The following is a 13906-nucleotide window of genomic DNA, read 5'->3' as shown; positions in this document are numbered from 1 at the left end:
AGCTAAAATCCTAGTGTTGGTTTTGTCTTTTCGAGCACAGTCGCGAGATCTTTTCTTTTTTGTTTTCTACAACTGTATCGTTATAGGGCAAATATAATAATTTGCTCGAAGTATTGTATCTAATTTAGGATTAGTATTGCTGAATATTTATTTACTTTGCATAGCAATTTCTAAATATATACTATTGTTCTCTTTTTTTAAAAATAAACCAGTTTTAAAAGATCTAATTCCGGATCACCATATCGATATTCACTCGCATCTTTTGCCGGGTATTGATGATGGTGCCAGAACTTTTAAGGACACGTTACGTCTGACCCAAGCCCTTCAAGGACATGGGGTGACGCAGTTTATCACGACCCCGCACATTATTCAACACGTTTGGGACAATACACACGAAGAAATCCAGTCCAATGCCACAATAACAGTAGCAGACCTAAAAAAACAAGACATTGCAATTCCTTTCAAGGCAGCTGCTGAATACCTGATGGACGATCAATTTGTTCGACTTTTTCAATCTCATGATTTACTGACGCTAAAAGACAACTATGTATTAGTTGAAATGTCCTACATCAATGCACCCATACAGTTGTACTCGATATTGTTTGACTTGCAGGTAGCAGGATACATTCCCGTTTTAGCCCACCCTGAACGCTACTTATTTTACCACAATAATTTTAATGAATACCTAAAACTAAAAAGAGCCGGTTGCTTGTTTCAATTAAATTTATTATCAGTAGTAGGATATTATGGGGGCGAAATCACTAAAATCGCTGAGCAATTGCTACAAAAAGGAATGTACAATTATGTAGGTTCTGATGTACATCATGACAATCATATCAGGTCCTTTGATCAAAAAGTAAAGCTAAAAGATTTAGTGCCATTGAAAGAAGCAATCGCTAACAACCAGTTTTTTAAGTTTGAATAACTCTTAATATTCAACTGTTATTGCTATAAACTGATTTATTTGACTACACGAGCTTGAAGTACTATCCGAAGCTTGCATAACTAGAGGAATGAAAAAAAGGAAAATCCTAAATAGAATACAAGGAGTAAATTTTCGAAGCAAACAAAAAAGATATCTCTCTTGATTTGACTCACCCATGTAATCAAAAATTTTCCTCGTTCATAACTCTTTAATTTAAATAAATAATTAAAGTTTAGGTAGCACACTAACCTTTAAAAGCTTTTTATTCTTTACTTTTAATTCCACATGTCTACCTCCATTCTTTTCCATGAGCTGTATGGCCAAGTATTTTTTCTCGGGAATTGTGAATTTTGGCAGGGCAAATACAAAGGTGTTTTGTGATTCTTCGTCAATTGCAGCTACATTATTAAGAACGTAGACCGGTACAACTTCGATTTCCTGTGAAGCGGTGCGTTTTACTTTCTTATTGTCACGAATGAAAAAGCGAAGCTGGTCAACATCATAACTTATTGTAGAATTGTTTCTAACAAAGATTCTGTAATACATCACATCATTTCGGATAAAAATTCCATTTAGCTGAAATTTGATGTCATATTTGTTTTCCTTTTCACTTCGTATCTTTCCCTTGTCATAAAAAGCTAATTTGGAATATTGCTCTACCTCCTGCTCGTTCCTGCTTTCGGATGAAAAAAAAATTTCCTGTGCTTCCTGCTTTGCCTCATTAAAAGAGAGATTCAATTGAGGTGATTGTTCATCATAATTTAGAACGAAGGAATACAGTTTACCATCAGCAGTAACCACAGTAAGATTGGTTTGAATGAACCCTTGTTGTGCTGCCTTAATCTGTAATATATTTTCAAGTCCTATGGGTTTTTGGACGAGTATATCCTGACTGCCACGATCGACACTCTTAATAGCATATGGAAATACAATATTTGTTGTTTTTGAATATCCAATCGCCACAGAATCCGATTCAATTTCAGTAAAGTGGTTTTTACTTGTTTGTTGTGCAAATGCGCCAATGGTAAAGAGTACCATATATACAATAACCAATACATTAAATTTTTTCATATCTATATTTTTTTTTAGTTTTCAATTGGAATCATTTTGTTTTTGTTTTTCATCACGAAGCAATACCTGATAGCCGGCCTTCACTACCACTTTAACAAGCTTCACTTTTTTACTGAGCAGGGTTTTAGCTGCCTCAATTCCCACTCCGGCTGCTTGTGCTCCCCAAGAATCATCAAGACTTGCAACGCCGAGCGTCTGCATGGAACGGTCTCCAGATTCCTTGGCAACATCTCGGTTAATTGCTCCCGGAATATAGATTCCATTAAGTCCATCCATATCGTAAACCGCCAGTTCAACCGGGAATAAGGAGTTATTAAATCGCAGGCTATTTATCTTAATGATCAGTCTTTCTCCTTTTAGGGAAGCGATTCCAAATAAAAAATTATTCTTTGGAATCTGGACCCCGTTAATAAAAATGGCATTGGAAAGCCTCAGTTTTACAGTCGAACCATTTACAATAGTCTGTGTTTCATGAATTACTGCCGCTACTGCATTTTGATCATAGTCTGCATTGGAGAGATCTTCTAAGGAATAAAAGGCATTGCTTTTGGATTGCCCATCAATCGGATTTGTTCTTGTAATTTGCAAGGAAGAAATATTATCTTCCGTTGTTTTAGTAGCAATGGCAAATACCTGCCCACGCTGTGCTTCGGAAACCTTTTTCAATTTTTCCTGCATCCTGTCAGGGTGCTGAATATCCAGTATGCTTTCAAGCATCCCGCTAAGCTGCTTCAATTCAGGATCCTGGTCATTGTTCTGACTGTTCATAGACTGCATCATTTCTTCCAGCCTGTCAACATCATCGGAATGCATTGCGTTTGTACTTTCCTTTGCATAGTTATCAAAATCGGGATTTTGCCTTGAAGGAGCAGGGGTATTCATGGCTCTTTGCAACGCTTCCAGCTTTTCATGAACCTTTTCTTCATTTGGGTCACGATACATTGTGGTATTTAAGCCGTTACTACCTTTTCTGGAACTACTTCGATTATAAGACGAGCCACTAACAGCTTCTAGTGAATCTCCCGGAAAAGCCTGGCTGAGATAGTTTGGGTCCTTCTTTATAAGTTCCTCTAACTTTGTAGAGTCAAGCTTTGCCTGTTCATAGTAACTCATTTTATCCAAAGCACTACTTTCCTTCAGGTTTGAACCGGGAAGCTTTATATTAAATCCTTCTTTTTCAACTAACGTAGCATTAGCAGCATCCATTTTCCCGCCGCCCAATGCCCAAAACAGAATAGTGATAAATGGCAGTACCAGTACTGGCATTACTAAAAATAGCTTGCGTTGCTTTAGCATTTTTGGTGATTTCTTTCTTTGTTCCATGACTTTAATTTTTAAATTGTGAGTGATACTGATTTTCTACTATTGAAAGACTGTCCAGCAATCCGGGATGGTATTGCATGATACTGTCTCGCATTTTTTTGCCTGTCGGGCTGCGATCCAAACTATCGATGTACCTGCGAAAGTGAACAATTCTCTCCAATTCGATTTTACTTATAGAAAGGTTGCTGTCGATCATTTGTTTTCCTTTTTGCATCGCATTTGTTGATTTTGCAATCGGTGTTATAGTTATCGAATCGGTTGTGGTTTGCGAAAAACCTGCAACAATCAGGTATATACAGTAACCGCTTGTAAACAAGGTGAAACTTATTAGAATCAACATCCAATTTTTACGTGACAAATGCGCTGTTTTGCGCTCCAGCCATAGCGCGCATTTGAATCGCAGCCGAAGACTGGCTTCATCTAATTTTCGCCATAGATATCCCTTAAAACAATCAGGCGTATCGGAGTCTTTTTTATTGTTTCTTTTAAATGTAAATAGCATATTAGTAGGTTTATTATTTTCGGTTTTCGGTACTCAAATCCATATTCTCGATAGTATTCCATCGCTCGACTAAAAAGCCATGCGGGTTATTGTCACTGCGGGAAACATTTCGAAGATTTCCTTCTGTTAAAAGGCTGCGATGCGTCATACTGGTAGTTCTGATAATATTTTGAGTAGCATAGCATCTGAAATGGTAAGGATATTTATTGATGTCAACCGTAACACTATCTATCTGTATCGTCTGACTGATGTTTCCTGAAATTATATCGGCATAATACCCGTTCTCTTTTAAATCATCATAAATCCGTTTCGCACTGCCGTCGGCGAGGTAAAGTGCCTTGCTAACATTCGTCTTTATCACTTTATCATCCGGATCAAGGGTAAAGAATAACTTGTGAAAGGTCATCACATGATCCCTTGCCTCAACCGGTATATTGTCTTTTCTGTCCGAAGCAAACGCTTCCAGTGCTTTACCATTTGCCAGTATATAGACCTTATCCTGCATTTGTGACACCAGACTAAAACTCTTATAGAGGGCAAAACAGCTCATTATTATACTTCCTCCTACCACCAACATTGTAAATCCACGAACATGCCGAAAGGCCGTGTCAATATTTTTCATTTTGCTAAACATATTACGTTTTTTTAGAGGTTAAGAATTGCCTTTTAATTTATCGCCCATGTAACTGTCCTTGTCTTTGAAGTAAGGAGCGGAACTACCGGATCCGGACATACTTTGAGACATACGTCCTGAAGCATTACCCATAACATCCCCGACCATCCCTCCACCGGCAGCAGTATTTATTGTTGAATTTGTAGCGTTGTTGAAAATACTGGTCACTTTTTGACCTAAAGCTCCACCACCGTCTGCATGCACGATATAATTAGCGACGGATGGAACAGTGAAATAACCGACGATTCCAATAATCATAAAGACCATATAAGCCATATCGGTTCTGCTAAAAAAAGTATCTCCATAATCATTGACCTGTCCTATATCCAATTGCAGCATCTTTTCCTGAATCTTTCCGATGATACTGCCAAAAATATTAGCCACCGGAAGCCATAGGTAGATATTAATGTAGCGCGCCAGCCACACCGTAAGTGTATGTTGAAAACCATCGAAAACTGATATACCAAAAACCAGTGGCCCCAAAATAGAAAGCACTACAAGCTGAAAAGTGCGAAGGGTATCAATACAAAGTGCAGCCGCTTCAAAGAAAACCATCAATACTTCACTCATCCATTCCTTAACTGAATTGCGAAAATTGAATGAAGCCTTGGCCATAGCGAACTTCACATCATTGCCTATTCCTTCAAAGGTGCCTTCATCAGAAGGGCTGGCATCATCATGCGTGTACTTATACCATCTCTCCCGGTCTCCGCTTCCGTCTTCACCAACATACATCTGCCACGCATCGGTAGTCTTGATTGCTTCTTCCTTTTTTTGAAGCAATACTGCAATAGCCTTGTTCGAGCCCTCAACCATCGAAGCGGTTGCTGTAACGGTAGGCTTCATAACCCCGTTGATCATATCTAGTACCGAAGGAAAAATCACAATGCAGAATCCAATCACAAATGGACGGAAAAGCGGATAAAAATCGATTGGTTCTGCGTTAGCAATATGCTTCCAAACCCTCGAGGCAATATACCAGATAGCTCCAAATCCTGCTATTCCCTGCCCAACTCCCAACAGGTTACTGCATAAAGGCATCATCTCGTCGTATAACTGATCCAGCACGCCATGCAGACTGTTCATATCATTCGCCAAACCCTGCGCATGGCTCGCAATAGGCACTACCATCCCTGCGGCTGCAAATAATGCAGCCTTGCTCCTTTTTATCATGTCATTATGTATTTAGTTATTTACTTTGTAGATGCCACGCATCCCCTGTACCTCAGTGCGTTCTTTTGCTCGCTGGATTCCCAATACTGATGTATTGTTATTAAAGCTTCGTAGAAACAAGAGCTTATCTTGCATATCAGCATAGACTTTGTCAATGGCTGCTAGTCTTTCATCATCAGTCATTCGCAGTTTATTGGCTGAAATGACGGAGGCCAGCTCATCCAGATTCCGTAAACTCTGCTTAAACAGTTTAGCATACACCTTTTCGAGATAGGCAATTTCATCTGCATTGAAATTGCCACTATTCCTGAAGCGGTTAAATGCGGTCTTGTACTCTTTTACCAAAAGCAGCTGGTACTTGACAATATCACCAACCCTTCTGTAATTTCGAACCGTAGGGCTTACCTGCATCAGCGCATCAAGGAATGTTTCATGGATATTAAAATTTCCCTGGGATAGCTTTTTAACGGCATTGTATCCTCCATTAAGAATTTCATATCCCTTTTTCATATCCTGAAGAATCTGCTTGAACTGTGCCAGCTTTTCGATATTCAATAGTAGCTGCTGCATTTCCTGTGATTGCGCTGAAACGTTACAGGGGAATAACATTCCCATAAGAATGATTCCTAAAATCAGTAGCCTTTTCATGGTAAATTATTAGTAAAGCCCTGCAACGCACGGCTGGTTTTAACATCCCTAACCTCCTTGCCTCTTGATAAGGACATCAGTCTGGTTTGCTTGCTGAAATCCTCGCAAAAAGCATAACTCTCGAGCATATTTTGATACAACGCATCAATTCGCTTTATTCGCTCGTCATCTTTCATTTCAAGCTTTCCCGCTGTTATTATTACAATAAGATCCTCTAAAGTACCATCACAATTTTCAATCAGGCGCTCCAAAACCCTTTTGATATAGGCTACCTCATTGCCGTGAAATAAATCGTCTTTCCGGACTTGTCTTATTATTCGACTGTAACTTTTCAAGATTTTTACCTGAAGAACTATAATTTCAGCTACTCTGCTATAGTTTTTTATTTTCGGATTAATCCTTTTTAACGAATTGAAATAATCGGTATGAAGATTAAATTCCCCTCGTTTGAAATCACCTATTGTTCTGAGGCCTTTTTGAGCGATCGAATATCCTTTTTGAGCGTATTCGATATACATTTTAAACGCTGCAATTTGTTTCAGGAGGGCTTCTCTTTGTTTTTCCTGTGCGTAAATGTTTCCATTTAAAAATCCTGCAAACAGCAGCAATAGCACTATTTTTTTCATGACTTTACGTTTTTAATTGGGAATTCCGTAGAATTTTTTTACTGCATTCACATCGTTTTTCGTTTTCGCTCTTTGAAGGCTTAATAGTATGTTCTGCCTGTTGAACAGCGAAAGGTCATTATAGTTATCATCAATCCTGTCCGCTGCGGCATTGATGATTTCAAGCCTTTTGGCATCGCTCATCTGTATGGTAAAAGAATCCAGAACTAAAAAGATCTGGTCGATATTCTTTATACTTTCATTCAATATACCGGAGTATACTTTTTGCATATAGCCTAATTCTTCCTTACTAAAATGATCGTCCTGCCGAAACAGCTTCCAGGCCTTTTCGTAATCCTTCACAAGCCGCACCTGCTTTTGGGTGATATCCCTGATGCGCTGGTAATAGGTAATAATGGATTTAACTCTCATCAGTTCATCATAGTAATTTTTGTATAAGTCTTTTTGTTTTTGTGTCCATTCCGATATCTCATCCAGTTTTAATTTGGAGAGTATATTTTCTAATTTCTTTTGAGCATTCTGCAACCATATCGTTCTGTTTTGCAGTCTTTGGATCCGAAGATCAATTGCTATTATGACTTGCTTCACGGCTTCCCTAATTAATTCTAGTATTGGGAAAACAGCAACTGTTGCTGCCGGTCTTGCCGGAGTGCTTAGCAGCAAAAGACACAGCAAGCAGACTATCATTTTTTTCTTTGCTTTCATAATTCTTTATTTTAGTTTCCATTTCGTATTTATTTTAAAGTGTTATGTTTTTTTCCTCAAGCTTGTGCACGCAAATCATTAGCCAGTGCCGCTATTCCTTTTTTGATATCGCCATTAAATTTCTTAGCATAGGCCTGTACTTTTACTTTTTCTGTTTCTTCTGTGGTGTAGGCCAAATATTCCTCAAGGGATACTTCGGTACGATACACTTTAGAGAGCATTCCTCCCAGGGAGATAAATACTTCCTTGTATTTTTTATCAGGGTCATTGGCTTTATTGACCGAAAGCACCAATGCTTTTTCTTTTTCCGTCAGCCCCAACAGTTCCTGAATCTGATCGAATTTATTTTGGTATTTACTCTGGTCCAGAAGGATCTTGCAATCGCTATTATTGATGATGGCTTGTTTGACCACAGGAGATGAAATAATATCCTCTACTTCTTGTGTAACCACTATTGCCTCTCCGTAAAACTTTCTTACCGTCTTGAATAAATATTTTATATATTCTGCCATACCTTCCTTAGCAATTGCTTTCCAGGCTTCCTCAATTAAGATCATTTTACGAACCCCTTTAAGCTTGCGCATCTTACTGATGAAGACCTCCATAATGATGATCGTCACCACCGGAAAAAGTATCGGATGGTCTTTGATATTATCCAACTCAAACACAATAAAGCGTTCACTTAATAATTCAAGATTTTCCGTGGCATTAAGCAGATAGTCAAATTCTCCGCCCTTATAATAGGGACGTAATACATACATAAAATTATTGATATCAAAATCCTTTTCCTTTACCTTATCTCCTTCTAACACCTTGACAAAATCACCTTTCAGAAAATCATAAAAACTGTCAAAACATGGAAACAGCTCTTTGTTTGCTTCGAGCTTTTCATAGTATAACTGAAGTGCGTTGGACAAAGCCACATACTCACTTCGGTTAAAGGTTTCAGTATCTTTTTTCCAAAGGGCCAGCAGTAAGGTTTTTATACTTTCCTTTTTTTCTGTATCCAGACTGTCCCCTTCACTGATATAAAAAGGATTGAACCGGATAGGATTCTTTTCATCATAGGTAAAATAGTAACCGCCCACCATATCACACAAGCCTTTGTAACTATGTCCAACATCTACCAGTACAATATGGGTTCCTTGTTCATAATAGCTTCTGACCATATGGTTGGTAAAAAAGGATTTTCCGCTTCCCGAAGGTCCGAGTATAAATTTGTTCCGATTGGTACATATTCCCATTTGTATCGGCTCATCGCTGATATCCACATGTACCGGTTTGCCCGTCAGGCGGTCGCCCAGACGTATTCCAATGGGACTTAGTGACGAACGGTATCCCGTTTCCATATTCAGGAAGCAGACCGCTTGTTCCGCGAACGTATCAAAGGTGTCATTCATGGGAAAGTCGGCGGCATTGCCGGGAATGCCTGCCCAATAAATTTGGGCAGCTCCAACGGTTTCCTGCTTGGCAGCCGCATCCATTTGCGCCAGTGCTGAAGAAACTTTATTTTTTATATTTTTTAGTTCTTCGGTATCTTCTGTCCACGCCAATACATTAAAATGGGCCTTTACGGGCAGTCGTTGCTGACTGATCGCTTCATTCAGGAAATCATTGGTAGCATCGCGCGCAATTAGGTTCTCTCTGCTATAGGCAGATAAGGACTGCAATCTCAATCTTTTATTTTCTAGCTTTTGTAACGTTTTTTGCGCATCCTCTATGAAGATATACTGGTTGTAAATATGACTACAGGAAAGAAGCTGTCCTAGTGTGGATGCAAAGCCTATACTGAATTTGGTCTTGTCGGTGGAGTATCGGTCATAGTTGATTCTGGAACCGCAAAGCGCAGGCAGGTCAGCTGCATCACCCAGTGTATAAATTTGACAATGCTTATCCCCTACCTGCAAACCGTCATTGAAAGCGATATCTTTGAAAATAAAAGAGTCTTCTTTTTCAGAGAGTGAACAATACCGCTCTATAATTCCAATCTTTCTGCTATGACTTCTGAGCTCATCATTACCCAGACGGGTTAATTTTACAAAACCACTGTCTTCCAATATTCGCTTGAACTGCCCGGTACTGTCTATAAATTCCTGACGCAGTTGAGCCTTTAATGTTTCTTCGGGAACTATTGAATTCTTGAGCAAATTAGAAAATAGGGAACTGGATGTTTTCCTGCCCGCTGGTTTTTTGGTCAGCAAAATATAGCAGGAATGATCCAGAAAAGGACGCTCATTAAAAAAGCGCTCACTGCTGCGCGTAAGAAAACTAGTGTCCTCACTGGTAAAGTCAGCCTGAAACTTGCTATCAATAAACCAGTCTTGTTTGTGGAACACGCTAAACTTTGGAAGTAATTTTATAGCCTTAAGCCACGTCTGGTGGAATGCTTCATACTCCTGGTCTGACAAAGTAAAGATCTCCGGTAGTTCCGCCTTAAATACTACCGTTACATCACCCTGTTTAGACAGGATACAATCGTGCTCCACATCCATAATCGGTAAAATATCGTCCATTCTTTTTTCCATCTTTAAGTCTATTTACTTGTTCATAATTTTTAACAAATACTATTTTTCCATTTTGAAAATCTTCCTGCTTTGCGTTCTAACGGCCTTAGGAATCTGTCTTTTAGCTAAGGCTTTCATCATACCATGCTCGCCATATTTATGACTCATCCTATAAACTTTCACAACCAATAGTGTTCCTGAAACACCGATGATGCCGACGCAGACAAGTGACGGCAAACCAATGATGTACATCACAGAAAAAAGAATCATAAGCAATACAATGCCACCACCCAAATACCAAATATATTGCGCCTTAAGGCCCTTAAATTCAATACTTTGATTAATTCCTTTGTTGATTTGATACACACTGTTGTTCATTACACTATTTTTAAAGGTTCATTCTTCTAAAGCTGCTAAAAAAGTTTTTTCAATCGAGCAGCTAATCGCTTCTTAAGCAACAATTCTGTTTTTTTTCCTTCCGAACACTTAAATACCAAAGAAGGATTGAATCACAGTTGCCACAACAACCAGAAAAACACAACTTCCAAACCAGGCGGCAGCAACTTTACCAGTATCAGGGTCACCCGCATTCCACTTTTGATACACCTTGACCGCACCTATCAATCCCAATATGGCGCCAACGGCATACATTAGTTCAGTCCCTGCATCAAAGTAGCTTCGCACTAGTTGATTGGCCTCATTAATTCCGGCAAGCCCGTCTTGGGCAAAGACTTGATAATTAAAGCCCACCATTACCACAATGGCAATGGCAATACCCAGTTTTGGTTGGGTTAATTTTCTACAATTCCAGATACATTTTCTCATAACACCTATTTTAAAATTCAAATAATTAGATAAAAAAAGCGGAGGTTTCACCACTGTCTCAATTCTCTTTCCTATGCCATAAAAGCAGACAGCATGAGGAAACGGGGCGTACCTCCTCCGCTATGTTGTATTAGTTTTTTTCATCCCACAAAGCTTCCGCTTCCTCTTCGGTTAAATGGATTGATTCGAGTTTGTCACATTCAGAGACAATCACCTCGCTGATTGAGGAGCGAAAAGAAGAATTTTTTATGGATGGATATTCCTTTAGAACTTGTCCGACTTCATCCATAAATTCCTGTTTAAGAAGTTTTCCTTGCGCCGCATCTGCGACAACATTTCTCATTTTTTTTAGCAGAATCTCAATCTCCTGAAAGGTCTGATCGGATTCTTCTACATAAGATTGAGATGAAATGATATCAGGAGATTCCTGATAATCTAAATTAGATGGGATTTCTGGATTCCCTTTATTGCCAATACTACGGAATAGAAACTTCTGCTTTCCTGTTAGGATGTCTTTAAGTTCTACAAAGTAAAATCGCAACCCAATAAACAAATACCAACTTAGTAATACCAGGACAACTACAGTTGTATAATTGCCCCATGAAATGTTTGTAAACATACGCTCTTCATTTTTTATTGTTCTACATTAATTCTTTCATCAGGGATAATTGGACGTATCCAAAATCCAGATTTTTCTCGTCAAAGGGCAAAGAAACGATAGCCTGTAAAGCTCCACAAGTACAACTTTTTGTTGTACCCCCAGCAAACTCGATAAAAAGAAAATATTTTTCATGATTAAAAATGTGTTAAATGCCATTAAGTACTTTTTCAGTCAGTCCATTTTACCCGGGTAAGCAAAACTTTAATTTGGCACGATGGTTAATATTTTTGTTTTTGAATTCAAGGGTAAAACTAGAATTCAAATTTCTATCTCGCAACACATTAGGTATGGATTTCGTGGAAATCCATACCATTATTCATGGAAATCCATACATCATTATTTTAACCAAACACTTCATTATAAATTACTTACGATTCATTCTGTCTTGTTTATTGAAAAAAAATTCCAAGACAGTTTTCGGAGGCTTTTCGCTGCGTTAAAAGAGGATTTTGTAGAGAAAATAGTCCTATTTCCTATTTTACCAATGATAAAAAAGTATCGATTTTTACTGTTTCTTTGCTTAGGGAACCAAGTTTGAGTGCGCTGTTGATTTAGGAAAAGTCAGTGCGAAAATTTAAAACTGGTCTATGCAGACAGTATTATCTACACTAAAAAAATCAAGGAATAATGTTTTAATCGGTTCCGTTTATCTTACAAAGGGAATTGTATTTTATGCTCAGAAAAAGCATAATTATGCATTAGACAATTTCTAATTACAATTAATTTATTTCCAAAACTGACAGGTATTTAACCTAAAGTGACATTATAGTATTGCCTATATAAAATACTGATGAAGTAATAGCATTATTTAAGGAATGCATAGATTATTTTAAACGAGAAAATATCAGACCCAATTTAAATTCACCCCATTTGTTGGGACTTTGCCATAATAGTGGCATTATTGTTTAAGTATGTAAAAAACTGAGAAAGGCACTGTAGAAGTAAAAAGATTTGCTAATGATAAAATGAAGGACTAGTTTATTCACGCAGAAGGAATAATCAGTATTTTTAAAATAATTGTGTTTCGGCATTAAATCAAAAATTCCATTTTGGATAAGCTTTAATTCCGTATTGATAAGTATTCGGTATCTCTACAAAACAAAAAAGATGCCTCTCAGCATCTTACTTATTTATATCTTTTATTTTTAATCCTTTGTCAACTTCTTCAACTCGTTTGAAAAACTCAGATATTGGCACTTTATAATACTCACACAATTCATAAAGAGTACTAACAGTCATATTCTGATTTCCGGTTTCATTACGACCAATATGAATTGACAAATCTCTATTCGCTTTTATATTGTTTGCTACTTGCTCTTGAGTCAAACCAATTTTAGCACGAAGTTCTTTTAAAACTACCTTTACTGCACTTAATAATCTTTCATTTTTTATCTGTTCCATGGTATTTCAAATTGAATCAGAAAAATATTTTCACACAATGACGTATTTGTCATTTTATTTTTTATCTTTATACCCTCATTCTATTAGAATTAGTATTATTTTTGCGATTCTTCATATAAAATATTTGAAGCATTCGCTTAGAATCTCGTTTTCAAAAACTGGTAATTTTTAAACGCTCGAGATGATAAGTAAGATGCTCACGTCCCATGGCGTGGGCTCACTTATTCGTGCGTAGGGTATACCAGTACCTTGAAAAACGATATAAGCTGAGTTCTGCGCCATTTTTTATTCTCTTGGTCATTAACTGCCTTATATTCTTAGCGTCTCTTTCTTCATTTTTCATAGTCTCGCAGCAGTTTAACCCGCTAAAACCCGCATGCCTATGAGTAAAATAAAAAGACACACTTAAAAACAGCCACACGCTCAGCGTTACCAGTGGTTTCAACTAGTAAACCGCAAAATCACCGTCAGAAAAAAGCACTTTCTTAATTCGGCAGTAAACACTTATGCCTAATTCCAACTAAAAACAATGCCTGAAAACTAAAAAAAACCGCCTATGATTATCTAAGTATTCATAATTATAAACACCTGCACCGAAAGGTCTTTGAACACCTAGTTAATTTAATTTGAATTTGTTAAAAGGTGCAGGGTATTTAATTATCCTAACAACCATAAATTAACCCAAAAAACCGCTCGCCTATGACAAAATAAAAAACAAATAAAAAAAGGCCCTCTAACCCGCCTGCAAGCTAGAATAGAGGACCATCGCTAACAAAACTAACGTTTCATTTAACTATACCAATATTATGAATAAATTTTCATTTTACAAGGGTGGTTCGGCTTTTTGGTACCTGATTCTTTTTGGGTTA

The 13906-nt window shown here is 37.7% G+C and carries 14 protein-coding genes; 1 reads left to right on the top strand and 13 read right to left on the bottom strand.

What is annotated here, in order from left to right:
- The first annotated feature begins 184 nt into the window (after nt 1-184).
- Nucleotides 185-925, top strand: coding sequence for a tyrosine-protein phosphatase (locus ACNQGN_RS06685; protein WP_417987067.1), 741 nt, complete (start codon nt 185-187; stop codon nt 923-925).
- A 225-nt stretch (nt 926-1150) separates the two neighbouring features.
- Here ACNQGN_RS06685 and traN read toward each other — a convergent pair whose 3' ends face one another.
- From traN to ACNQGN_RS06620, 13 genes are all read right to left on the bottom strand, one after another.
- Nucleotides 1151-1996, bottom strand: coding sequence for a conjugative transposon protein TraN (gene traN / locus ACNQGN_RS06680; protein ID WP_417987066.1), 846 nt, complete (start codon nt 1994-1996; stop codon nt 1151-1153).
- A 21-nt stretch (nt 1997-2017) separates the two neighbouring features.
- Nucleotides 2018-3319 (bottom strand): conjugative transposon protein TraM, encoded by a 1302-nt coding sequence (gene traM / locus ACNQGN_RS06675; protein WP_417987065.1) that lies wholly within the window; start codon nt 3317-3319, stop codon nt 2018-2020.
- A 4-nt stretch (nt 3320-3323) separates the two neighbouring features.
- Complete coding sequence (locus ACNQGN_RS06670; protein WP_417987064.1) at nt 3324-3821, bottom strand: hypothetical protein; 498 nt, start codon at nt 3819-3821, stop codon at nt 3324-3326.
- A gap of 13 nt (nt 3822-3834) precedes the next feature.
- Nucleotides 3835-4455 (bottom strand): conjugative transposon protein TraK, encoded by a 621-nt coding sequence (traK, locus tag ACNQGN_RS06665; protein ID WP_417987063.1) that lies wholly within the window; start codon nt 4453-4455, stop codon nt 3835-3837.
- 18 nt (nt 4456-4473) lie between these two features.
- Nucleotides 4474-5535: a conjugative transposon protein TraJ gene (traJ, locus tag ACNQGN_RS06660; RefSeq protein WP_417987062.1), complete on the bottom strand. Its 1062-nt coding sequence runs from the start codon at nt 5533-5535 to the stop codon at nt 4474-4476.
- Nucleotides 5536-5679: 144 nt separating this feature from the next.
- On the bottom strand, nt 5680-6315 hold the full coding sequence (locus tag ACNQGN_RS06655) for a TerB family tellurite resistance protein (protein WP_417987061.1): 636 nt from the start codon (nt 6313-6315) through the stop codon (nt 5680-5682).
- Nucleotides 6312-6941: a hypothetical protein gene (locus tag ACNQGN_RS06650; RefSeq protein ID WP_417987060.1), complete on the bottom strand. Its 630-nt coding sequence runs from the start codon at nt 6939-6941 to the stop codon at nt 6312-6314. Before ACNQGN_RS06650 ends, ACNQGN_RS06655 begins: the two co-directional genes overlap by 4 nt.
- A 12-nt stretch (nt 6942-6953) precedes the next feature.
- Nucleotides 6954-7646, bottom strand: a complete 693-nt coding sequence (locus ACNQGN_RS06645; protein ID WP_417987059.1) for a conjugal transfer protein TraI — start codon at nt 7644-7646, stop codon at nt 6954-6956.
- Nucleotides 7647-7702: 56 nt separating this feature from the next.
- The gene (locus ACNQGN_RS06640) at nt 7703-10171 is read right to left on the bottom strand and encodes a TraG family conjugative transposon ATPase (RefSeq protein ID WP_417987058.1); all 2469 of its coding nucleotides are present in this window, start codon (nt 10169-10171) and stop codon (nt 7703-7705) included.
- Nucleotides 10172-10210: 39 nt separating this feature from the next.
- Complete coding sequence (locus ACNQGN_RS06635; protein ID WP_417987057.1) at nt 10211-10528, bottom strand: DUF4133 domain-containing protein; 318 nt, start codon at nt 10526-10528, stop codon at nt 10211-10213.
- A gap of 108 nt (nt 10529-10636) precedes the next feature.
- Nucleotides 10637-10903 carry a DUF4134 domain-containing protein gene (locus ACNQGN_RS06630; protein ID WP_417987226.1) on the bottom strand — a complete coding sequence of 89 codons (267 nt, stop codon included), beginning with the start codon at nt 10901-10903 and terminating at the stop codon, nt 10637-10639.
- A gap of 202 nt (nt 10904-11105) precedes the next feature.
- A complete protein-coding gene (locus ACNQGN_RS06625) occupies nt 11106-11594 on the bottom strand; it encodes a hypothetical protein (protein ID WP_417987056.1) in 489 nt (162 codons plus the stop codon).
- A gap of 1164 nt (nt 11595-12758) precedes the next feature.
- The gene (locus tag ACNQGN_RS06620) at nt 12759-13037 is read right to left on the bottom strand and encodes a helix-turn-helix domain-containing protein (RefSeq protein WP_417987055.1); all 279 of its coding nucleotides are present in this window, start codon (nt 13035-13037) and stop codon (nt 12759-12761) included.
- Nucleotides 13038-13906 lie beyond the last annotated feature (869 nt).

The sequence above is a fragment of the Flavobacterium rhamnosi genome (assembly GCF_048286515.1).
Taxonomy (GTDB): domain Bacteria; phylum Bacteroidota; class Bacteroidia; order Flavobacteriales; family Flavobacteriaceae; genus Flavobacterium.
This window is presented reverse-complemented; position numbering and strand designations above follow the sequence as displayed.